This is a genomic window from Gordonia rubripertincta, assembly GCF_038024875.1.
In the GTDB taxonomy this organism is placed as follows: Bacteria; Actinomycetota; Actinomycetes; order Mycobacteriales; family Mycobacteriaceae; genus Gordonia; species Gordonia rubripertincta.
Window position 1 is genome coordinate 3728967 of the sequence record NZ_CP136136.1, and the last position, 21424, is coordinate 3750390.

A 21424-nucleotide genomic window follows, 5' to 3' on the forward strand; every position below is an offset into this window, starting at 1 on the left:
TGGGACCGGGTCCGACCCGCCCGGTCCCACGCACAGCTCTGGACGGGACCCGTCAGCGTGGAACGCCCAGTCCCTTGGCGATGGTGGGCCACGCACGGTGGAGGTCTTCGTTCCAGTAGCCCCACGAGTGCAGGCCGGACCTGAAGTCGTAGGTGACCTTGACGCCCGCGGCATCGGCCCGGCGCTTGAAGCTCTGCGTGCACTGGAGGACGACCCCTTCGAGAACACCGCCCACCGGGGAGGCGACGCCGGCGATTCCCAGCGACGGGTCGGGCAGGCCGTTGCCGACCGCGACGTAGACCGGTTTGCCCTTCAGTACGTCCACGTGGGCGGCCGGATTGTGGTCGTCCCAGGTCGAGTGGCCCACCGGACCCCACATGTTGTCGGGGTTGCCGCCGCGGGTCGACACCGACGCGGCCGTGGCCTGACGGTACTCGGGTGAACCCTGGTCGAGGCAGCCGCTGAACGCCGCCACACCGCGATAGAGGTCGGGATGGCGGACGGCGATCGACATCGCGCCCAGGGCGCCCATCGACAGTCCGCCGATGACGTTCCGGCCGTTGCCGTTGAAGCGTTTGTCGATCAGCGGGGGCAGCTCCTTGGTCAAGAACGTCTCCCATTTGTTCCGTCCCAGAACAGGATCCGGCTTCTGCCAGTCGGTGTAGTAGGCGGCCATCCCGCCGATGGGCATGACCACGTTGACCGGTTTGTCCGCCATGAACTTCACGATGTCGGTCTGGAACGTCCAACCGCTCTGTGTGTAGTTGGTGTAGATGCCTCCGTCGATCCCGTCGAGGAGGTACACCGTCGGGCGGGGTTTCTCACGGTCTCGGGGGAGTAGCACGCTGACGCGAACGGGCCGCTCCATGGCGACCGAATAGACCGTCACGGTCGAACGGGTCGGCGTGGTCGGCGACACGGACAGCACGCGTGCCACCTCGAGGCTCGACGTATCCTTCGGCGCTGCGGCGACCGACCCCCCGATGGCCAGGCTTCCGGTCACGGCGACGACGCCCGCACATGCGAGTGCGACGGCTCTCTGCCAGATAGACATTTCTCCCCTTGGTGCTTTCGACGATGCGCCCCCACGCTCCGCGTCGGCGATATCGGCTCAATCATGTACCAGACGCTGCCGACCCGCCGAGGTTTGGGACGAGTGTCCGCGCGTCCGCCACCAACACTTCGCCGAGTTTTCTATAGGCGGCGGAGCATGGCGTCGCGAGCGGGCCGCGGGTGCTCGTGTTTGCGCGGAGATCCCGCGGGTACCCGTTCGTGACTCGGGCTGCGCCCATCGTGTGGGCCCGTCAAACACAGCCGACCAGAACCACCGACATCGGAAGGACGGTTCTCCATGAGCACCTACGTCACCGCGAATCCCGCCACAGGCGTCACGGATCGGGAGTTTCCCGGACTCGCTGACCACGAGATCGACGGACTCGCGACACGGTCGCTCGAAGCTTTCGAGAGCTGGCGACGCACCGACGTCGCGGAGCGTGCGGCCATCCTGTCCCGGACCGCGGATCTGTACGAGAAGCGGGCCGACGAACTGGCGTCGACGATCACGACCGAGATGGGCAAGCCGGCCAAGGAGGCGGCAGGTGAGGTGCAGCTCGCTGCCGACATCTACCGCTGGTACGCCGAGCACGGCCCCGATCTGCTGGTCAGCGAGGAGCTCGATCCGCAGGGTGCCGAGTCGTCGATCGTGCAGACGGCGCCGATCGGACCGCTGGTCGGTGTGATGCCGTGGAACTACCCGTACTACCAGGTGGCCCGGTTTGCTGCTCCGAACCTGCTGGCCGGGAACACCGTCATCCTCAAGCACGCTTCGATCTGCGCGGCGTCGTCGGCGTTGATGGCGGAGATCCTGCACGATGCCGGCGTGCCGCAGGATGTCTACGCGAACGTGTACGCGAGCAGCGGCCAGGTCGCGGAGCTCTTGGCGCATCCCGCCATCCGCGGGGTGTCGCTGACCGGCAGCGAGGGTGCCGGCGCCGCCGTGGCCAAGGTGGCCGCCGAGAACCTCAAGAAGTCGGTCCTCGAACTGGGCGGTTCGGACCCGTTCATTTTGCTCGACTCCGCCGACATGGACCGAACCACCACGATCGCCGCGCGGGCCCGGCTGTCGAATGCGGGTCAGGCCTGCAACTCACCCCAAGCGATTCATCGTGCTCGACGAGCTCTACGACGATTTCGTACAGGGGCTCGTCGAGAAGTTCGAGGCGACGACCGTGGGGGACCCGGGTGACTCGTCGACGCGCATGGGGCCGTTGTCGTCGGTCTCGGCGCGCGACACCGTCGCAGACCAGGTCAAGACCGCGGTCGACCAGGGTGCGACGCTGCGGACCGGCGGCGCTGCGATCGATCGTGACGGCGCTTTCTTCCAGCCGACCGTGCTGACCGACATCACGCCCGACATGGATGCCTATTCCGAGGAGATCTTCGGCCCGGTGGCCATGGTGTACAAGGTGTCCTCGGCGGACGAGGCCGTCGCGTTGGCCAACGACGTGGAGTTCGGTCTGAGTGGGTCGGTGTGGAGCACCGACACCGCGAGGGCCGAGGAGGTCGCCGACCGACTCGAGGTGGGCATGGCCTACGTGAACGAGCACGGCACCACACTGCCGGGCCTGCCGTTCGGCGGCGTCAAGCGTTCGGGCTACGGCCGTGAACTCGGACGGTGGGGCCTGGGCGAATTCGTCAACACCAAGCTGCGGCGCACCGCGGCGAAGTAGAACGCCGGAGCCTGCGGAAGTTTGGACAAGACCGGGGGTTCCTGTAAGCGCCCCGGCCTCTGGTTCGACAAGCGGGTTACAGCACCGCGTGAACGTGAGCCCGAGACTATCAGGTGGATCCGTCCAGCGGCCAATCCGTGATGGGGCGCTCATCGCACCGAGCGGTTGACCCTCACCTCGACATCCTCGGGGTCGAGGGTCTTCTGCTCGCCCGTCACCACCCCGACCCGAACCGGATTGTGGGTCGTGTCGGTGACAGTGAGCGGTGCGCCGTCGGGCTGCAGATGCTCGTTGCCCCACTGCATCAGTGACATCACCACCGGGAACAGGTCGCGACCCATGTCGGTGAGCAGATATTCGTACCGGACCCGCTGACCAGGGTCCTGATACGGGACCTTCGTGAAGACACCCGCCTCGGTGAGCTCTTTCAATCGGGCCGAGGCGACCGCATCGGTGATGCCGACCCGGCGGGCGAACTGGTCGAACCGGGTCGCGCCATAGAACGCCTCGCGCAGGATCAGGATCGCCGATCGGGTACCGACCAGCTCGACCGCTTTGGCGATCGAGCAGTGCGTCGCCTCCCACCGGTCACGTTCCGCGAGCGGTCCCACCAGCTTCATCATGTGATCCATCCTACCCTGGCTTGACATAGCTATAGTCAGGGCGTAGACCTCTGGCTATGGCAGACAAAAGTCAGCCACCTTCGGATCGTCGGCGACGATCCGCCTACCGGAAGGTCAGACATGGCAACTGCAGTCATCGTGGACGCGGTACGCACTCCGATCGGAAAGGGGAAGCCTTCGGGTGGGCTGCAGGACGTCCATCCGGTCGACCTTCTCGCGCACAGTCTCCGGTCGATCGTCGACCGGACGGGCATCAATCCGGCGGAGATCGACGACGTCATCACCGGAGTCGTGAGCCAGGTGGGCGAGCAGAGCTTCAACATCGCACGACGTGCCCTACTGGCGGCGGGTTATCCGGAGTCGGTGCCCGGTGTGTCGATCGACCGCCAGTGCGGCAGTGGACAGCAGGCGATCGCGTTCGCGGCCCAGGGAGTCATCGCGGGCACCTACGACGTGGTCGTGGCCGCGGGAGTCGAATCGATGTCCCGGGTTCCGATGGGCTCGGCCGCGGTGGGGGCGTCGGACCTGAACGGTGTCGCGTTCGACGAGCGCTATCCGGATGGACTGGTCGGACAGGGCATCTCCGCGGAACTCATCGCCGCGCGATGGGGCATCTCGAGGACGGCGATCGACGAGTTCTCCCTGCGCTCCCATGAACTGGCGGCGCACGCGACCAAGAACGGACTGTTCGACGACGAGGTCGCACCGGTCGCCGGGTTGACCGCCGACGAGGGGATTCGGGTCGGCGGCACCCTCGAGAGCCTGGGCGGTCTCCGACCCGCCTACTACGACGAGGCGATCGCTCGGCGGTTCCCCGAGATCGACTGGAAGATCACCGCCGCCAGTGCGAGCCAGATCAGCGACGGGTCGGCCGCCGTCCTCGTCATGAGCGAGGAGAAAGCGGCCGAGCTCGGCCTGCGCCCGCGGGCGCGGGTCCACACCATCGCGGTGACCGGCGACGATCCGCTCCTGATGCTCACCGCGATCATCCCGGCGACCCGAAAGGTGCTCGCGCGCAGCGGACTCGCCCTGTCTGACATCGACCTGTTCGAGGTCAACGAGGCCTTCGCGCCGGTCGTGCTGGCCTGGGCCCGGGATCTCGGCGTCGACCTCGACAAGGTGAACGTCAACGGCGGGGCGATCGCTCTCGGGCACCCGCTGGGAGCCAGCGGAGCACGACTGGCGACCACCGGCCTGAACGCGCTCGAGCAGCGGGGCGGGCGCTTCCTGCTGCAGACGATGTGTGAGGCGGGCGGTCTCGCGAACGCGACGATCTACGAACGCCTCGGCTGAGTCGAGCAGACGCCGGCCAGGGTCAGCTGTCGGTGTGGCGTGCGCGCTCCACGGCCGCCGCCACACCGTGGTACCACGGGACGCCGTTGCGCCGGTGTTCGCGAGGGTGTCGAGCGAAGCCCGGTTCCGCTCGAGGTCGGCGGTCGCGGAACCGGCGATCAACCGGGGCCCGTGTGCCCCGGTGTAGGGGTCGAGGGTGACCAGTGCGTCGCCGGCGATCACCGCGTCGCGGTCGGGGAAATGCAGGGAGACGTGGCCGAAGGTGTGTCCGGGGGTCGGCACCACCTTGGCCCCTCCCGGGAGTTCGGCGTCGTCGTCGAAGGCGGACATCTGGGCCTCGTCGATTCCACGGACCTGGAAGGCCCCGGCAAAAGCCATGCGGCTGAGCAGTTTCCAGGACGGGGGGTTGCGCAGCGGAACCCCGAATCGGGTGGCGTTCTGGTGCGCGTATCGATAGGGATGCGCGGCGAGCCATGCATCGTCACGATGGATGTGTACGGGGATGCGCCAGTGTCTGGCCAGGCGTCGCGCGGTGCCCACGTGATCGAAGTGCCCATGGGTGATGATCAGCGCGGACACCGCGTCGACGTCGTGGCCCAGGTGATGGATCGCATCGACCAGAGGTCCGTACGAGCGGGGCAGCCCAGCGTCGACGATCACGAGTCGGTCGTCGACCTCGACCAGATACTGGTTGGTGTACGCGTGTTCGAGGCGATGGATTCCGGGTGCGACGTCGCGTTGGAAGACCATGCCTCAGCGTAACCCCGGGGAGGTGTGCGCAAACCCTGGTTCACCAGGGGAGGAGCCCGTTTTCGTCCTGCAACGTGCCGGTGGGTCCGTCGGGTCCCATCGTTGCCAGCTGCACGACGGTGCGTGCACTTTCCTCGACGGGTCGGCCGCCCGTCATCCCGGTGCCGGTGGTCATGTCGGTGGACGTGAAGCCCGGCTCGAGCGCATTGAACTTGATGCCCGGTTCGCTCTTGGAGTACTGCAGCGTCAGCATCGTCGCCGCCGACTTGGACGCGGCGTAGAGCGCGGCGGTCAGCCCGTACTCGGGGCGGTCCGGGTTGGTGACGGCCCAGAACGATCCCATGCTGCTGGACACGGTGACGACGCGCGGCTGGTCCGATTTGCGCAGCAGCGGCAGCGCGGCCTCGGTGACTCGGACGATGCCCACGGCGTTGGTGTCGAAAACCCGGGCGGCGGTGGGGCCGTCGACGACCCAGTCACCGGAGATCTCCGCGTTGTGTACGAGCACGTCGAGCCGTCCTTCGAGGGCGTCGACTCGTGCGAGTGCCGCAGCGACCGACGCGTCGTCTGTGACATCGAGCTGTACGAAACGCGCGCCGGCCTCGGCGGCGGCCTTCTCGCCGCGTTCGGTGTCGCGCGCGCCGATGTAGACGGTGTGTCCGAGTCGGGCGAGTTGTCCAGAACACCGGCTGCGGCAACGGAACCCACGATCGCCCGGGGGACCGTGCGATGGGGATCCTTTGCCTCCTCGGCCATGTTGGCCGCGGACTCGAAGCCGACCAGGGTCGCCAGGCCGACGATCATCACCGCCATCAGTCCGCCCCCGAAGGCGAAGTAGTTCGCCGAATCTGCTGCAACGCCGCGTGATCCGAGATTGCTGACCGAGCCGTCGCCGGTCACGGCCACCGTCACCAGCAGGGCGATGACGAGCACGATCACGATGGTGACCTCGACCCCCACGGCCAGGGAGTTGATCAGTCCGACGAGTCGGGTCGACGCGATTGCCAACGCCGCCTGGACGAGCAGGATCACCACCGTGATCACGCGGGCGGTCTGTTCGTCGGGTGCCATGTTGAAGCGCGGCATCAGACACTGACTGGCCATTGCGAAGTCGATGGCCATCAGGCCGGTGACCAGGTAGCAGAACGTCAGCCAGCCGAAGATCCACCCCACGCGCGGGTTGGCGAGTCGTGAGGCCCATTGATACGACGATCCGCTGAGTGGGATGCGCGCCGCGAACTGCGCGATGACCAGCGCCACGAGCAACTGGCCCGCCAGTGCGATCAGCCAGGTCCAGATTCCCACCGGCCCCGAATTGTTCAGAAACATCCCGTACGTGCCGAAGATGCCGACTGCCACCGAGATGAACGCGAAGGACACGGCGAACACCTGGAATGAGCCGAGCGTGCGTTGAGTTCCGGCTTGTACCCGAACTCTGCGGACACCTCGTTCGCATCGCCTTGTGATGTCTGGTCGTTCATCTGGCCTCCGCTGCTCAAGTTTGGGTCAAAGCTAGAGAGCGTCGTCCGAGACCGTCGCGAAATGCCGAGACATCCCCTGGTCGGGCTACGCGGTGGCAGGGTTGTCGCGTCGGGCGAAGGCGGTGGCAGCGTCAGCGGGTGCGACCTTCGCGCAGCGCTTCGGTTGTTCCGAAGGTGTTGTTCGAGTGATTCGTGACGACCATCGTGAGCTGACCTAACGACGTATCCGCTTCATCCGTATGATCACGCCCATGTCTGGACTCTGGTCTCTGCTTCGACGCGCCTCCCGTGACATCCGCCCCGCCGCCGGCCGTAACCGCTGGCGGTATTCCTCGGTGGGCCTGGCGATCGTCGCCACCGCCATGTCCCTCGTCGTTCTCGCTCCGAACGCTCAGGCCGATCGGGTGATCAACGGGATCGTCGTCGGTGGGAAAATCGAGGAGGCGTACTCCAAGACCGGCGGTTTCTGGAAGTGGGGCGCGCCAACCGGTCCCGAACGGGCGTCCGCCAAGCGTGGCCGATACCAGACCTTCGCCCGCGACGTGTCCTTCTACTGGCACCCGGCAGTCGACGGCGGAACGGCTCATCAGGTCGGCGGCGCGATCCGGACCCGCTGGCAGAAGATCGGCGCCGAGCGTGGCGCCCTGGGCTTCCCGACGACCAACGAGTACAAGTCGGGCAAGGGGCGGACCAGTGACTTCCAGGGCGGCACGATCACCTGGTCCAAGACCGGTGGCGCGCAGATCGTCTGGGGCGGCATCTTGCAGAAGTGGCGCGCACAGGGTGCCGCCAAGGGGTACTACGGCGTCCCGCTCGGTGGCGAGTATCGCATCGGCAATCGGTTCGCCCAGGACTTCCAGAACGGAACCATCTTCTGGCCCTGATCCCCGGTAGCGTGTGCGCGCATGATGCGTGTGCGCGCTGCGGTCGTCCCCTTCATCGCTGCCCTTGTCGTCGCGGGTTGTTCTTCTGCCGACGGTGAGCCTGGCGGTGGCGGCGGAGTCGCGTCGACGGTGACCGAGACGGTTACGTCGACGCCGCCGCCCAGGCCCGGTTCGACGGCGACCAGCGAGGACTCCGGTCCAAAGGCGGCGCCCGCAGGCGAGGACGCCCGACTCACCGTCACCGACATCCGTACCGGCTCGCACGACGGTTTCGATCGGGTTGTCTACGAGCTCGGTGGCACCGGTGTGCCCGGTTGGCACGTCGCCTACGTCGACGAGGCACTCCAGGACGGAAGTGGCTTCCCGGTAGACGTCGCGGGTGAAGCGATCCTTGAGGTTCAGATCACCGGATCGGCGTACCCCTTCGACAGCGGAGTCGAACCGTACGACGGTCCCGATCCGATTCGTGCACAGCCGGGCGGGTCGGTGGTGGAGGTGCGGGGCGCACTCGTATTCGAAGGTGTCACACAGTCTTTCATTGGTGTATCCGAACCCCGATCTCCGTTCACCGTCAACGCGCTGACCGATCCGACGCGACTGGTGATCGACGTGCAGCGCTGACCATCGGCGCTAGCGGTGTATCCGACGCCAGAAATCTAGTACGGTGTACGGAGTAAGGCGTCGGAAGGAGCGACCATGTCCACGTCACCGCGAGCCGTCACGCCACCACGCTGGCTCAAGCCGATGAACAAGGTGTTCCTGTTGCTGCAACGCTTCGGTGGGATGAAGGAACTGCCGGTCCTGATCGTGCCCGGCAGAAAGAGCGGGAAGCCGCGGCGGACACCGCTGACCGTGGTCACCCTCGACGGGCGGCGCTACCTCCTCGAAGGGTTCCCCGGGGCCGACTGGGCTCGCAACGTCCGCGCCGCCGACGGGCTGGCGCAGCTGTCGATCCGCGGGGACGTGACCGACGTCCGGCTCGTCGAACTGCCTGCAGACCAGGCGGTCCCGGTTCTTCGCGCCTGGCCCGAGCGGTCGGGTAGCGACGGCCCGAAGATGATGAAGGACGCCGGCGTGGTCACCGACGTCACCCCCGACGCCTTCGCCGCCGTCGCAGGGCGCTGTGGAGTTTTCCGGATCGACACTCGCTGACTCACATGGTCGGGCTCCGGCCTCCGGTCGTCGGCGGCAACATCCGATGTTTACCGATACGAACGAATGGTTATCCACCTTCTCGGTCAACGTATCGGAACACCAGGAGGCACGACGCATGGTCGCACTCATCGTGGGACTCTTCGCCCCAGTGGGGCTCACGGTGTTCACCATCGGCATGGATCGTTTCCAGCGCCGCATGGAGCACCCCGGCAACCGTGCACATCGCCCCTTGGGCGAGCATTCGAAGGCCGCCGCGTCGACACCACCTTCTGGCGACCTCCCACGCGCGGTACCGGTGGACCTGAAGCTCGCCTGACTGGTAGCAACCAGATCGAGTCCTGGTTGATGCCGGCCGCGCAATCTATATACTTTAGTTTTATGAACGTTCTGCCCTCTGGGGCACGGTTGCCGGCCCGTCCCAACCGTGGCTGCGTCGGGTCTGATCCACCACTGTGACCGGACGTCGGTGTCGTCAGGATCAGGGCAACGTCGGCGCAGGCTGGGGGAGCGGATTGGCGCCCTCCCGGCGGAGTCCGTCGAAGATGATCGCGAGGTAGCGCTTCCACAGTCTGAGTCGGCAGTCCAAGGCCGGTCTCGCAGGTCCGCCGCAGGCCCTCGCGTTGTAATCGATTGCGACCGCCGAGCTCAGGGTTCGCGAACTGTCCTACCGGTAGGCGCTGCTAGGCCACGAATTGCATTGGGGCACTGGCCGTGCGGCGGGCGTCGGCATGCTGGGTGCGGGTTCAGACGATCAGGCCGACGGCGAGCGCGATCACGGCAAGCCCCGGAACCACGCCCTGCTTGAGTGCGGCCGCGATCTTGTCGGGGCTCGAGAGCGCCAGAACCAGTGCCGCAGCGACCATCGACGCGGTGCCCGTGAAGACCAGCGTCGCGCCCACGGCGTCGAAACCGATGGCGTACAGAACGATTCCGACGAACACCGCGATCGCGAGGAACAGGTTGTAGAACCCTTGGTTGAAGGCGAGTTCCTTCTGAACAGTCGCTTCCTCCAACGTCCCGATGCCGAACGTCGCACGGGCGCGCTCGCCCGTCCAGGCGATCGATTCCAGATAGAAGATGAAGACGTGGAGGAGCCCCGCTACCGCGGCGAGTACCAAACCTGCAATGACCATCGTGTACTCCTCGCGCTCGTCGCTTCGCCGGAAGTGGTGCGTTTCGACAAGTGTGCCACGGGGACGCCTCCTCGGAACCGCTGCGCCCGCTGCGGGACCGTGTCCGGCAGAGTCGGTGTGCAGGGAGCCGTGACCCATCAGGCAGCACCCGCATCGAGCCCCTACGGTGAACGTATGGAGCCCACTGGGATCATGCGGACGTGGAACCAGCAATTGGGCTGCGGCGTGATCGATTCCGAGGCGACGCCGGGAGGCGCGTCGGCGACGATCCGTGTCGAGGCGAGCTCTCCGTCTCGACCGAACCTGTAGTCCGAATTCCACCCGGCCCGGAGCGGTATCGAAGTGTACCCATAGACTTTCCGGCATCCGGCGCCTGCTCACGGCCGCCGAACGGGTGATGAGCGTGGAGGCTGGCGGATGGCGGATACCGGTAAAAAATTCTCGTGGATTGTGGCGCTGGCAATCGTTGTCGGCCTGATGATCGCTTATGTCACCGTGCTGGTGGTCTACGCCAAAGGTGGCACCGATGACGGTGCGGATACAAGTGGACCGGCGGCGAACGGCGTCGTCGTGTACCTCGATATCAACACGGTCAACGGCGCCGACTTCGAGGTGGCCGGGACCGTCTCGATCGATGCCGGTGGTGATCTGCTCGACGGCCGGGGCGACCTCAAACAGGATCTGACCGTGGACGTTTCACCGATGGTCTCCGACACCGAACTGACGTTCCCCGCCGGTACACGCCCCGGGGTCCTGCCGGTGTCGTTGTACAGCGACGGCGACATCCGGCTCTGGCCCTTCGACAGATACGTCGCGGAGTCGGTGACGGTACAGGCGTTCGGTCCGAACGACGCTGGGTTGCTGACAGAGGTCGTGCTGATCGACTCGCTGATCGGCTGGGACATCAAAGCCGGGGACACCGTCGCCGGCGGAAAGGCGTTCCCGGTCACCTCGTCCAGGGCGGCCGCGTCGCTCGCGTTTGATCTCGCGTTGTGCGCGATGCTTATCGTTCTGCCGATCTGCACCCTGTTCGTCTCGATCCAGACGGTCCGCCACCGCAAGACGTTTCAGCCTCCGATGGTGACCTGGTTCGCCGTGATGCTGTTTGCCGTACTACCCCTGCGCAACATCTTTCCCGGTTCGCCCCCGTTCGGATCATGGGTGGACTATTCGGTGGTTCTCTGGGTGCTCGGCGGTCTCGTCGCGTCGCTCGCGCTGTATGTCGTTGCCTGGTGGAAACAAGCTCCTTAGTCCGGGACACGTGGGCGCACGTAGCGTTCCGGGCCTGCCCGGGATCGCGGTGACGACGCCTGGGCGGCCGGTTCGTCGTCAGGTTTGGCTGGCACTCACGTAGACAACCCGGGGCGCTCGTACCGGATCCCAGGTTGCGGTGACGTATCCGCGGGAATCCCACCGGTGGGAAGTCACGAGCGTGGGACTGGGCGCGGGGCCGTGATTCTCCGGCGCTCGTGCGGCGAAGGCGGGCGTGACTGGCCTGGACGGGGGAAGTCCCGACCGATGGAGCAACTGGCGCGACCGTTCAGCAGAAGAAGTCGTGATGACCAGATATGCGCTTGAGTCGGGGAATGAACTGGTCACCTCGCCGTACGTGACATCGTCTCCGTCGACGAAAATGAGTCCCATACCTTCGGCCATGCGTCTGGCGCCGTCGACCGACTCGTAAGTCCGAGCGGTCATTCCTCTGTCGATCCACTCGAACAGCGCCCATTTCAACCCGACGAGAATGGCTCCGGAGCAAACCACGACGACCACACAGGCGAGGGCGACCCGCCACCAGCGGTGAAACCTTCTCGGCTGGTGATCATTCTCCTCGGCCAGACCCGTCACTGGACGAGACAATCCGGGCCGATCGGCCGAACGGTGACCGTGCGCTTCGGGCCGATCGTGGTCGACCACGACGACGCGGCGAAACATACAGATGCAGTAAGAGCGATCAGCCGGGCATGAAGGGAGAGTCGCATGCCCGTCAATCGTGAGTGGATCGTGTTTCGTTAGTTCCAGGTGAGCGTCTGGCCGCCTGTCGAGAGAGGCGCTATGCCTTCATACCGAGATGGGATGCCGCGATGACTATTGCGGCCACGGTCATCGGGGCACCACCAACCATCAGTAGCCCCCAGAAGGCGGTCCAATGCGCCACTCCGTAGGCGGTCATTGCTGCCAGTGCGAGCACTGCTGACAAGGACACCCACGGTCGCATCGCCAGCATGGCGACAGTTGGTGCCCCAGTCGCGCAACCCAGGGGGATCGCCAACGTCCGGGAGTGGCGACGCGTGCCGTCCCGGTCGCGTTCTGGGATGATGGTTCGGGTCAAGCCCCGAGTAGTGGTGTAACTCGTTTCTGATCCTTCGGGGGTCAGGCGGGTAGTTGCATCAGTGGATCGGTGGTCGCCTCCGTCGGTGTTGGGGTGTCGGTGGTCAGGGTAAGTCGGCAGCGGCTGAGGACTTCGAGTCCGAGGTAGCGGCGGCCTTCGGCCCATTCGTCGGTCTGTTCGGCCAGGACGGCGCCGATGAGGCGGATGATGGCGTCGCGGTTGGGGAAGATGCCCACAACGTCGGTGCGGCGGCGGATCTCGCGGTTGAGCCGTTCGGTGGGGTTGTTAGACCAGATCTGGCGCCACACGTCGTCGGGGAACCCGGTGAAGGCGAGCAGGTCCTCGCGGGCGTCGCCGAGGTGGTCGGCGACCTCGGGCAATCGGCCGTCGGTGTATTCGAGGAGCCGGTCGAACTGCTCGTGCACCGCGGTGGCGGTGGGCTGGTCATACACGCTGTGCAGCATCGCTTTTACCGCCGGCCACATGGACTTGGGGCACACTGCCATGAGGTTGGCGGCGTAGTGGGTGCGGCAGCGCTGCCATACCGCGCCGGGCAGGTTCGCTGCGATCGCCTCGATGAGCCCGGCATGAGCATCGGAGGTCACCAAGCGCACCCCGCCCAGGCCGCGGGCCACCAGGTCGGCGAAGAAGGTGTTCCACGATGCCTTGGTCTCACTGGTGGCCACCTGCATGCCCAACACCTCGCGGTGGCCGTCGCCATTGACGCCGGTCGCCAGCAGCACGACGGCCTTGACGACCTGCTTGTTCTCACGAACTTTGATCGTCAACGCATCGGCGGTGACGAAGGTGAACGGTCCGGCTTCGTCGAGGCGGCGGTGCCGGAATGCGGCGACCTGCTCGTCGAGGTCTTCGGCCATGCGTGAGACCTGCGACTTCGACAGTGAGTCGATGCCGAGTGTCTTGACCAGTTTGTCCATCCGGCGGGTCGATACACCGGCCAGGTAGCAGTCGGCCACGACGGTGATCAGCGCTGACTCGGCCCGCTTGCGACGTTCGAGGAGCCACTCGGGAAAGTAGCTGCCCGAGCGTAGCTTCGGAATGGCGACGTCGACGGTGCCGACCCGGGTGTCGAGGGGGCGGTGACGGTAGCCGTTGCGGCGGTTGGTGCGTTCGGAAGATCGTGCGTTCCATTCGGCACCGCACACGGCGTCGGCATCCGCCGAGAGCAGGGCGTTGATCATAGTCTGTAGCAGTTCGCGCATCAGATCCGGCGACGCGTCTGCGAGGGCTTGGCCGAGTAGGCCGGCAGGGTCGACAATATGGGGTGCGGTCATCGCGATGACTCCTCGAGGATTCTGTGGAAGGTTGACTCGAAGGATCACGCGGTGGCCGCTTTGCATCGGTCAACAACACAGCGTCAGACACGATCTCGGCCACCGAGTTACACCACTCTATGGGGCACTACTATGGTTCGATGTTCCGCGACATCTTCGACCACGGGAGTCCGCTACCGCGAGGGTGGAAAGGGCTGCTGCGAGGCGATGAGTGCGCGCGGGCCCTGTTCGGTCTGGCTGACCGATGAGACGCCGTGTGACTCCCGCCTCGCTGGGGTCGGCACTGCGCATTCGCCCTTCGTTTCGGCACGGCATGCCGACAACCGAACTGCGGATGAACCTACCCCCCGAAGCGGTGTGGGCAACCATCACCGATGTGAGCACCTGGCCGAGATGGGGGCCCACCATCATCGGGGCACGCGTGGACGAAGACGTCGAGTTGGCCTCCGGGGTACGCGGAACGATCACGACTATCGCGGGGCTGCCCCTGGCCTTCGAAATCACCGAGTTCGTGGATCGACGGTTATGGGCTTGGAAAGTGGCGGGGGTGCACGCGACGCGACATGAGGTGATCCCGGTGGCGGGCGGCTGTGTTCTCAGCTTCGGCGCGCCGGTCTGGGCGGTGGCGTATCTGCCGGTACTGGCCATCGCGTTGCCGCGCATAGAACGGATCGCGTGTCGTCTCGAGTAGGGGACAGTTCGAAGTCGAACACGATGAGGGACACAGCCAGCACTGTCCGGCGCGGGACTGCCTGTCGAGTTCGCGGATGATGCAACTCGCTACAGACAGGTTGACATAATGTATCTTATCGGCACTTAACCAGGCCGAGTAGAAACAGATGAGAGGACTCGACCCAGTCCATCTGTCCGATCCAGAACTAGTTGAGAGTAATCCAGAGCTGGGACTGAGACCACCGTGGCACCCTTCGGACACGGCCAATGACAGAAACGCAGGTGCTAACCGACGACGTTCCTTCGCTCGTCCCATAGGCCCGGATCGATGTCGGCGGATCCGATTGGGGTGACGCCGCGCTACTCACCCCCGCCGTCATACTGGGCGGCGCCGCGGGCGGTCGGATGGCGAACTGGGTGTCGGTCGCCACCGCGCGCAAACTCACCTCGGCCGTCATTCTCATCGCCGGCAGCGCACTCCTCGCACGCAGCTCGTCTGAGCGCTCGGGGCGAAAGTGTGGTCGTGCAGAGGTTTAACCGATCAGCCCCGTAACCCACCTGACGCGAAAGGGATCCGCCACGCTGAGGATCGAACCGCGCTCACCCGTGGTAGGCCACCTCGGCACACCATGACGCCTCGTCCTGGTGTGCGGCTTCCCAGATCGCCCCGGCCACCCGATCGGAAGTGAAGGGCCCGTCCTGGGCGAGCGAACCCTGCACCGTCACCGACACGGCGCGGATGCCCTCCGGTGCGAGAGTTGTATCGATACTACGGACAAGATTCCGGATCCCGGCCTTCTGCACGCCCAGAGACGCCGCACGATTCCACGGCTTGTCCGCCGCCATGCTCCCGGTCACGGTGATGCGGCCACCCGCCGACATGAACGGCCGCGCGGCCTGAACCGCAGTGAGTAGGCCGCCCACACCGAGCGCGACATCCTCGAGCAGTTCCTCGACAGTGAGTTCGAGTGGATCCTTTTCTCGGAAAGCACTGGGGTTGAAGTGAAGGACGTCGATTCGGTTCCACCACTGCCCCATTGAACCAATCTCTGACGTGGCCGCCGCCACGTCCGTGACGTCCACGACCTCGGCGAGAGTCTGCGCGCCCTGGTCGGCAACCTGGCGATCCAACTCCGCCAACCGATCCGCATCGGTGCCGAGCAGCCCGACGTCGTATCCCTTCGCCGCGAATCGCCGAGCGACCGAACCGCTGACGCCCGGACCTGCTCCCACCACGACGATGACCGGTTTGCTCATGGGTTTCGAGCATAGTCGACCAGATATATTCAGCGAATCAGTTTACTTATTGACATGTATTCACTGATTCGTCTACCTTTCGTCCATCACCCTTCGGAGTGGTCTGTATCACAACGCAGCGAAAATGTGCCGAGGCTCGCGACGAGCCTCGCCGATCAAAGGAAGTCAGTATGCGTTTCGCGTCATCCCGCTCGCGTCGCCGCTATGCGGCAGCGTGCCTCGGCGCCGTGGTCGTCATCGCCGGCGCCACAGCATGTACCGAGGATTCTTCCAGTGAGGGCGGCTCATCGTCGGCAGCCGCCGAGAGCGCGGTCGCGGCTGCACCCAGCGGTACATTTGCCGGCAATCAGGCCAGCGGGACACCGGTCAAGGTGGGGCTGATCAACCCCGAAGGCGGCCCGGCGATCTCGTTGCCCGAGGATCGAGAAACGGCCGAGGCCGTGGTCAAGTATGCCAACGAGAATCTCGCAGGCATCGGCGGTCGACCGATCGAACTTGTGGAATGCAAATCCAAGGAAGACCCGGCGTCTGCAACTGCGTGCGCCAACCAGATGGTCGAGGCGGGTGTGGTGGGCGTCGTGGTGACCAACACCGCCCAAGGCGACGTGATGGTACCCATCCTCACCGGCGCCAAGATCCCCTACACCTCGTACCAGGGCGCAGGACAGACCGAGCTGACGGCTCCGGATTACTCCTACTCATGGACAGGTGGCTTTCCCGCGGTTCTGAGCGGGATGGCCAAGTACACGGCGGGTAGCGGCATGAAGGACGTGACGCTCTATGTCACCGACTCCGCAGCCGCCATCAACGGCGCGAAGGCCATGGGTGTTCCGGCGTTCCAGGCGGCCGGCATCAACCTGAACGTCGTTGCCATCCCCCTCGGGAATCCTGATGCCTCACCGCAGGTGTCCGCCGGCCTCAAGAACAACCCGCAGGCCGTGGGCATCGTCGGCGATCCGACGATGTGCACCTCGGTGCTCAAGGCTCTCGGCACCGTCGGCACGGACGCGGAGAAGATGGTGATCGGACCATGCCTCGATCCGAGCGTCATGGAGGCCGCCAGCGCAGAGCTGAACGGGTCCAAGGTGTTCAACACCGCCTTCGGCTCCGGAACCGATCCGGAATCGCTGACTTATCAGGCGATCATGGCCAAATACGCACCCTCGGTCTCACCCAACGGAACCGCGGTGACCGCCTACCAGTCGATGCTCGGCTTCGTCCGCACCGCCGGAACTGTCAAGGGCGACGTCACTGCAGCGTCGGTGAACAGTGCCATTCGTGCCGCAGCGAATGTTCCACTGCCGGTCGGCGATGGGCTGGCGATGAGCTGCAACGGCAAGGCCGTCCCCGGCCTGCCCATGGCATGTAGCGCAGGCGCCCTGGTGGGCACCGTCGACAACGGCCAGATCACCGACGTCAAGCAGCTGAACTGACGTCCTGGCCCGGTTCCGTTGGATAACGCCGGAGTCAACGGAACCGGGCCAACCGGCTGACCCCATTCGTCTAGCAGAGAGCAACCTTCGCGTGTCTGACCATCTCGCCTTCTTGATCCTCGGCCTCGGTGCCGGTGCGGTGTTCGCTGCGCTTGGTATGTCCCTGGTGGTGACCTTCCGAAGTTCTGGGGTCGTCAATTTCGCCACGGGTGCGCTCGCTCTCTATATCGCCTACACATTCGCCTTCTTACGCAAGGGGGAACTCCTTGTCCCCATTCCCGGGTTCCCGCAGACCATCACGCTCTCGTCCCAGCCGCTGACGTTTACCTCCGCCGCGGCAATTTCCCTGGTGATCGCAGCTGCCGTCGGTCTCATCCTCTACCTACTGGTCTTTCGTTGGTTGCGCACGTCGTCACCAGTGGCCAAGGCTGTCGCGAGCATCGGAGTGATGCTCGTCGTGCAGCTCGTACTCGCCATGCGGGTCGGGACCAGTCCGGTCTCGGTCGAACCCATTCTGTCGCAGGAGATCTACACGGTCTCCGGTGTCCGCATCCCGGCCGACCGGGTCTGGTTCGCGCTCATCATCATCGTGCTCGCGCTCGCCCTGGGCGCGCTGATCAAATACACGCGGTTCGGACTGGCCACCCGGGCGGTCGCCGAAACCGAACGTGGAGCGATTGTCTCGGGCCTCTCGCCGAATCGTGTCGCAGCCATCAACTGGGCTCTGAGCGTCGTCGTCGCCGGCGTCAGTGGCATCCTGATCGCGCCGATCGTTCCGTTGGTGCCACTGTCATACACACTGTTCATCGTCCCAGCGCTCGCCGCGGCAATGGTCGGCGGCTTCACGAAGGTGGGGCCGACCGTCGCGGCGGGACTGATCATCGGCATGGTCCAGGGTGAGCTGATCTACCTGCAGAACACCATCGACTGGTTCCCGGCAGGCGGCGTCGCGGAGCTGGCCACGCTCGTGCTGATCCTGGTGTTGCTCGTCGTCCGACGCGCTCAACTCCCTCAGCGCGGGACTCTCTCCTCCTTGTCGCTGGGACGCGCACCACGGCCGCGGAACCTTGTGACGCCGACGATGATTGCGGTCGCCATCGGGCTCGTGGCGTTGTTCGCCACGAGTGGGGGCACTCGCGGTGCGGTGATCACCACCATCGTGCTGGCCATCATCGGACTCTCCCAGGTGGTGGTCACCGGATTCGCCGGCCAGGTGTCTCTCGCACAGTTGACCCTCGCGGGCACCTCGGCCTTCGTCGTGAGCCGCCTGACCACGGTCCTCGGCGTGCCGTTTCCGTTCGCTCCGATAGTCGCGGCGCTCGTCGCCACCGTCATCGGAGTCGTGATCGGCCTACCCGCACTCCGACTGCGCGGGCTGCCCGTTGCGGTGCTCACCCTGGCCATGGCGGTCACGTTGGAGGCCTTCTGGTTCCGAAACACCGACTTCAACGGTGGTGCCGTGGGTGCTCCGGTGGAGAACCCCACCATGTTCGGCCTGGACTTCGGCATCGGGAACGGCGACGCGTATCCCCGCATCACCTTCGGAATCCTCTGCCTCGTGGTCGCCGTACTCGTCGGCCTTGGCGTCGCGTTCCTGCGCCGTAGCAGGCTCGGCGCGTCGATGCTCGCCGTGCGCGCCAACGAGCGGTCTGCCGCGGCATCCGGCATCGCGGTGAACCGGGTCAAGATCATCGCGTTCGCGATCGGTTCGTTCATCGCCGGCCTCGGCGGCGCCCTGATGGCCTATCAACAGAATGTCGCGTCGGCGGCCAGCTACTCTGCGCTGGCCGGAATCGCCCTGTTCGCAACCGTGTACCTGGCCGGCATCAGTTCAATCGGTGGCGGGGTTCTCTCCGGCGTCATCGGGGTGGGTGGCATCTTGTACTTTGCGCTCGACAAGTGGGTCAACCTCGGCGACTACTTCGCCGTGATCACCGGTGTGCTCCTGATTGTGTCCGTCATCGTGAACCCGGACGGCATCGTCGGCCCCGTCCACGCGCTGATCGCCCGACTTCGCCACCGCCCCAACGGATCGGTCGATCTGGAGCTCTCTGTCGACCCGACCTCGATATCCGAAGCTCCCGCTCTTGGCGCCGAAGTGCTGTCCGCCGAGGCCGTCGGAATGCGTTACGGCGGCGTCATCGCCCTCGAAGACGTGAGCTTCTCAGTCCGCTCAGGCGAGATCCTCGGTCTGATCGGACCGAACGGGGCGGGCAAGACAACCCTCATCGACGCGCTCAGCGGGTTTGCCAACTCGAGTGGCTCGGTGGTTCTCGACGGCGAGCGTCTCGACGAACTCGCACCACACGAACGCAGCCGGCGCGGACTCGGACGTACCTTCCAGGGCATCGAACTCTACGACGACCTGACCGTGCGGGAGAACGTGCTCGTCGGCACCGAAGCCGCCAAGCATCGCGGCGAGGATGACCCCGATCTCGAGCGACTGTTCGAAATCCTGCACCTGACCCCGGTCGCCGACCGGATGGTCGCCGAACTGTCCCAGGGACAACGACAGTTGGTGTCGATCGCTCGCGCGCTGGCCGGACGCCCCAAGGCATTGATGCTCGACGAGCCCGCCGCCGGCCTCGACAGTTCGGAGAGCATGTGGCTCGGGCAGCGACTGCGCGCAGTCCGAGGCGCCGGGACGACGGTGGTCATGGTCGATCACGACATGGGATTGGTGCTCGACCTGTGTGACCGCATCGTCGTCCTCGACCTCGGGCGTGTGATCGCCATCGGTACTCCCGACGAGATCAAGCAGAACCCCGAGGTCATCCGCGCATACCTCGGCAGCAGCGCACCCCCGGAGGAGGCCGCGTTGGAAGAACCCGCCCTCGCCCAGGCCCAGGAGGTCACCACGTGAACACCACATCAAAGACCCCAGTGCTGTCATGTTCAGGACTGTCCGCGGGCTATGCGGGCGCACCGGTCATCCGAGATGTCGACCTGAGTGTTCACCGCGGCGAGATCCTCGCCTTGCTCGGCCCCAACGGTGCAGGCAAGACCACTACCCTGCTGGCGCTGGCCGGCTTGATCAACCGGGCGGACGGGTCGGTCACCCTGGACGGCAACACATTACGGTCAGGGCACTCTCGCCAGGCCGCCGGCCACGGGCTCGTACTGGTGCCCGACGATCGTGCGCTGTTCACCACGCTCACCACTTACGAGAACCTGAAACTCGCCGGCCGCAAGAAGGCAAAGATCGCCGGGGTGTTCGATCTGTTCCCTCGTCTGCGCGAACGGACCTCGGTAGCCGCCGGCTCGCTGTCGGGCGGCGAACAGCAGATGCTCGCCATCGGGCGCGCGCTGGTCCAGGACCCCACGGTGCTGCTCATCGACGAACTCAGCATGGGTCTGGCGCCGGTCATCGTCGAACAACTCCTGCCGGTGATCCGTCAGGTCGCCGACGACACCGGAACAGCGGTGATTCTCGTGGAGCAGCATGTCCGTCTCGCCCTGCAGACCGCCGACCGCGCCGTTGTGCTCGCCCACGGCACCGAGGTCCTCTCCGGCGATGCCGGGGACCTGTTGGCGCATCCGGAGCGGATCGAGGCGGCCTATCTCGGCGGCGACAAGGTTGCCGCCGAGTAGGACCCGGTTACGTCTGATCCGGCTTCTGCGTTCGCGTGGAGAAGCGACGACGGATCTCCGCGCCGTTCGGCCGCCAGGTCGCCGCTGCCTCGGCCTCGAGACCGAGGGCGTGCGCCGTGGAGCTTCCGGCGCCGTCGTTGAGTAACCGGAGCAGTCGACGTGTTGCCTCGGGGTGAGCGGCCGCGATGGATTCTGCGATCTCGAGGGTCCGCTCCATGAGCCGATCGGCCGGCACGACTTCGTTGGCGAGCCCGATACGCAACGCCGTCTGCGCATCGACGGGGTTCCCGGTGAGCATGATCTGGGTGGCCATCGGCAGTCCGACAATCCGCGGCAGCATCGCGCTGCCGCCCCATCCATCGATCAGACCGATCGACGTGTGCGTGTCGGCGAACACGGCCTCCTCGGAGGCGATGATGAACGAGCAACTGACCGCGAGCTCGAGCCCACCGGTGAAGCATGGACCGTTGACAGCTGCGATCACCGGCTTGGACAGCGATCGCATCACCTGTGTGGGTGTCGCACCTTCCGGGGCCGTCGCAGGCCCGGTCAACGCCTCCGACAGATCCACGCCTGACGAGAATGCACTTCCCGCGCCCGTGACGATGATGACCCGCACATCGTCGTCGGCTTCAGCGGTGGCGAACTCCTTCCTGAGTGCACGGCGCAAGGCCCTGTCGAGTGCGTTGCGTCGGGCAGGGCGGTTCAACGTCAGGACGGTGACGCCGCCGCGACGATCCACGAGCAACGGCTGCCCGCCTGCTTCGTTGGTCATGTTTGCCGTCCCGTCATCACA

The 21424-nt window shown here is 65.6% G+C and carries 17 protein-coding genes and 4 pseudogenes; 11 read left to right on the forward strand and 10 right to left on the reverse strand.

Features of this window, described 5'->3' with window-relative positions; genetic code table 11:
- Window positions 1–52: 52 nt before the first annotated feature.
- The gene (locus tag RVF83_RS16850) at window positions 53–1054 is read right to left on the reverse strand and encodes an alpha/beta hydrolase (protein ID WP_005196057.1); all 1002 of its coding nucleotides are present in this window, start codon (window positions 1052–1054) and stop codon (window positions 53–55) included.
- A gap of 297 nt (window positions 1055–1351) precedes the next feature.
- Here RVF83_RS16850 and RVF83_RS16855 point away from each other — a divergent pair.
- Window positions 1352–2729 (forward strand): annotated as a pseudogene (locus tag RVF83_RS16855) (NAD-dependent succinate-semialdehyde dehydrogenase).
- A 149-nt stretch (window positions 2730–2878) separates the two neighbouring features.
- On the opposite strand, the gene RVF83_RS16860 reads toward RVF83_RS16855, so the two are convergent.
- Window positions 2879–3352: a winged helix-turn-helix transcriptional regulator gene (locus RVF83_RS16860; RefSeq protein ID WP_005196054.1), complete on the reverse strand. Its 474-nt coding sequence runs from the start codon at window positions 3350–3352 to the stop codon at window positions 2879–2881.
- 120 nt (window positions 3353–3472) lie between these two features.
- Between RVF83_RS16860 and RVF83_RS16865 the strand changes: the two genes are divergently transcribed.
- Window positions 3473–4645, forward strand: a complete 1173-nt coding sequence (locus RVF83_RS16865) for an acetyl-CoA C-acyltransferase (protein WP_005196053.1) — start codon at window positions 3473–3475, stop codon at window positions 4643–4645.
- A 22-nt stretch (window positions 4646–4667) separates the two neighbouring features.
- Here RVF83_RS16865 and RVF83_RS16870 read toward each other — a convergent pair.
- The 3 genes and pseudogenes from RVF83_RS16870 to RVF83_RS16880 all read right to left on the reverse strand — a co-directional run.
- Window positions 4668–5395: pseudogene (locus RVF83_RS16870) on the reverse strand (MBL fold metallo-hydrolase).
- A gap of 40 nt (window positions 5396–5435) precedes the next feature.
- The gene (locus tag RVF83_RS16875) at window positions 5436–6041 is read right to left on the reverse strand and encodes an SDR family NAD(P)-dependent oxidoreductase (RefSeq protein ID WP_085950784.1); all 606 of its coding nucleotides are present in this window, start codon (window positions 6039–6041) and stop codon (window positions 5436–5438) included.
- Window positions 6014–6876, reverse strand: a pseudogene (locus tag RVF83_RS16880) (APC family permease); the annotation flags it as partial. The gene RVF83_RS16875 and the pseudogene RVF83_RS16880, both read right to left, overlap by 28 nt.
- A gap of 251 nt (window positions 6877–7127) precedes the next feature.
- Here RVF83_RS16880 and RVF83_RS16885 point away from each other — a divergent pair.
- The 4 genes from RVF83_RS16885 (at window position 7128) to RVF83_RS16900 (ending at window position 9231) form a co-directional block, all read left to right on the forward strand.
- Window positions 7128–7760: an LGFP repeat-containing protein gene (locus RVF83_RS16885; RefSeq protein WP_005196047.1), complete on the forward strand. Its 633-nt coding sequence runs from the start codon at window positions 7128–7130 to the stop codon at window positions 7758–7760.
- A gap of 21 nt (window positions 7761–7781) precedes the next feature.
- Window positions 7782–8381 (forward strand): AMIN-like domain-containing (lipo)protein, encoded by a 600-nt coding sequence (locus RVF83_RS16890; RefSeq protein WP_005196046.1) that lies wholly within the window; start codon window positions 7782–7784, stop codon window positions 8379–8381.
- Between the two features lie 75 nt (window positions 8382–8456).
- The gene (locus RVF83_RS16895; RefSeq protein WP_005196045.1) at window positions 8457–8912 is read left to right on the forward strand and encodes a nitroreductase/quinone reductase family protein; all 456 of its coding nucleotides are present in this window, start codon (window positions 8457–8459) and stop codon (window positions 8910–8912) included.
- Window positions 8913–9030: 118 nt separating this feature from the next.
- The gene (locus RVF83_RS16900; RefSeq protein ID WP_005196044.1) at window positions 9031–9231 is read left to right on the forward strand and encodes a hypothetical protein; all 201 of its coding nucleotides are present in this window, start codon (window positions 9031–9033) and stop codon (window positions 9229–9231) included.
- Between the two features lie 162 nt (window positions 9232–9393).
- Here RVF83_RS16900 and RVF83_RS16905 read toward each other — a convergent pair.
- Window positions 9394–9483, reverse strand: a pseudogene (locus RVF83_RS16905) (TetR family transcriptional regulator); the annotation flags it as partial.
- Between the two features lie 175 nt (window positions 9484–9658).
- The gene (locus RVF83_RS16910) at window positions 9659–10048 is read right to left on the reverse strand and encodes a DUF1304 domain-containing protein (RefSeq protein WP_005196043.1); all 390 of its coding nucleotides are present in this window, start codon (window positions 10046–10048) and stop codon (window positions 9659–9661) included.
- A 417-nt stretch (window positions 10049–10465) separates the two neighbouring features.
- On the opposite strand from RVF83_RS16910, the gene RVF83_RS16915 reads away from it, so the two are divergent.
- A complete protein-coding gene (locus tag RVF83_RS16915) occupies window positions 10466–11299 on the forward strand; it encodes a DUF4436 family protein (protein ID WP_005196040.1) in 834 nt (277 codons plus the stop codon).
- 1122 nt (window positions 11300–12421) lie between these two features.
- Here the strand turns inward: RVF83_RS16915 and RVF83_RS16920 are convergent.
- Window positions 12422–13675 (reverse strand): IS256 family transposase, encoded by a 1254-nt coding sequence (locus RVF83_RS16920; protein ID WP_005199596.1) that lies wholly within the window; start codon window positions 13673–13675, stop codon window positions 12422–12424.
- A 313-nt stretch (window positions 13676–13988) separates the two neighbouring features.
- Between RVF83_RS16920 and RVF83_RS16925 the strand changes: the two genes are divergently transcribed.
- Complete coding sequence (locus RVF83_RS16925; RefSeq protein ID WP_039880618.1) at window positions 13989–14366, forward strand: SRPBCC family protein; 378 nt, start codon at window positions 13989–13991, stop codon at window positions 14364–14366.
- A 581-nt stretch (window positions 14367–14947) separates the two neighbouring features.
- Here RVF83_RS16925 and RVF83_RS16930 read toward each other — a convergent pair.
- Window positions 14948–15604, reverse strand: a complete 657-nt coding sequence (locus RVF83_RS16930) for an SDR family oxidoreductase (RefSeq protein ID WP_005199184.1) — start codon at window positions 15602–15604, stop codon at window positions 14948–14950.
- A gap of 170 nt (window positions 15605–15774) precedes the next feature.
- On the opposite strand from RVF83_RS16930, the gene RVF83_RS16935 reads away from it, so the two are divergent.
- The 3 genes from RVF83_RS16935 to RVF83_RS16945 all read left to right on the forward strand — a co-directional run bounded on the left by RVF83_RS16935 (window position 15775) and on the right by RVF83_RS16945 (window position 20628).
- Window positions 15775–17037 (forward strand): ABC transporter substrate-binding protein, encoded by a 1263-nt coding sequence (locus RVF83_RS16935; RefSeq protein WP_005199183.1) that lies wholly within the window; start codon window positions 15775–15777, stop codon window positions 17035–17037.
- 91 nt (window positions 17038–17128) lie between these two features.
- A complete protein-coding gene (locus RVF83_RS16940; protein ID WP_005199182.1) occupies window positions 17129–19900 on the forward strand; it encodes a branched-chain amino acid ABC transporter permease/ATP-binding protein in 2772 nt (923 codons plus the stop codon).
- Window positions 19897–20628: an ABC transporter ATP-binding protein gene (locus RVF83_RS16945; protein ID WP_005199181.1), complete on the forward strand. Its 732-nt coding sequence runs from the start codon at window positions 19897–19899 to the stop codon at window positions 20626–20628. Before RVF83_RS16940 ends, RVF83_RS16945 begins: the two co-directional genes overlap by 4 nt.
- A gap of 7 nt (window positions 20629–20635) precedes the next feature.
- Here the strand turns inward: RVF83_RS16945 and RVF83_RS16950 are convergent, their stop codons facing one another.
- The gene (locus RVF83_RS16950; RefSeq protein ID WP_005199180.1) at window positions 20636–21403 is read right to left on the reverse strand and encodes an enoyl-CoA hydratase; all 768 of its coding nucleotides are present in this window, start codon (window positions 21401–21403) and stop codon (window positions 20636–20638) included.
- Window positions 21404–21424: the final 21 nt, after the last annotated feature.

Excerpts from the sequence above, each read along its gene's own strand:
- RVF83_RS16850 (WP_005196057.1), bottom strand. The coding sequence starts at position 1,054 with ATGTCTATCTGGCAGAGAGCCGTCGCACTCGCATGTGCGGGCGTCGTC.
- RVF83_RS16860 (WP_005196054.1), bottom strand. The coding sequence starts at position 3,352 with ATGATGAAGCTGGTGGGACCGCTCGCGGAACGTGACCGGTGGGAGGCG.
- RVF83_RS16865 (WP_005196053.1), top strand. The coding sequence starts at position 3,473 with ATGGCAACTGCAGTCATCGTGGACGCGGTACGCACTCCGATCGGAAAG.
- RVF83_RS16885 (WP_005196047.1), top strand. The coding sequence starts at position 7,128 with ATGTCTGGACTCTGGTCTCTGCTTCGACGCGCCTCCCGTGACATCCGC.
- RVF83_RS16890 (WP_005196046.1), top strand. The coding sequence starts at position 7,782 with ATGATGCGTGTGCGCGCTGCGGTCGTCCCCTTCATCGCTGCCCTTGTC.
- RVF83_RS16895 (WP_005196045.1), top strand. The coding sequence starts at position 8,457 with ATGTCCACGTCACCGCGAGCCGTCACGCCACCACGCTGGCTCAAGCCG.
- RVF83_RS16900 (WP_005196044.1), top strand. The coding sequence starts at position 9,031 with ATGGTCGCACTCATCGTGGGACTCTTCGCCCCAGTGGGGCTCACGGTG.
- RVF83_RS16910 (WP_005196043.1), bottom strand. The coding sequence starts at position 10,048 with ATGGTCATTGCAGGTTTGGTACTCGCCGCGGTAGCGGGGCTCCTCCAC.
- RVF83_RS16915 (WP_005196040.1), top strand. The coding sequence starts at position 10,466 with ATGGCGGATACCGGTAAAAAATTCTCGTGGATTGTGGCGCTGGCAATC.
- RVF83_RS16920 (WP_005199596.1), bottom strand. The coding sequence starts at position 13,675 with ATGACCGCACCCCATATTGTCGACCCTGCCGGCCTACTCGGCCAAGCC.
- RVF83_RS16925 (WP_039880618.1), top strand. The coding sequence starts at position 13,989 with ATGCCGACAACCGAACTGCGGATGAACCTACCCCCCGAAGCGGTGTGG.
- RVF83_RS16930 (WP_005199184.1), bottom strand. The coding sequence starts at position 15,604 with ATGAGCAAACCGGTCATCGTCGTGGTGGGAGCAGGTCCGGGCGTCAGC.
- RVF83_RS16935 (WP_005199183.1), top strand. The coding sequence starts at position 15,775 with ATGCGTTTCGCGTCATCCCGCTCGCGTCGCCGCTATGCGGCAGCGTGC.
- RVF83_RS16950 (WP_005199180.1), bottom strand. The coding sequence starts at position 21,403 with ATGACCAACGAAGCAGGCGGGCAGCCGTTGCTCGTGGATCGTCGCGGC.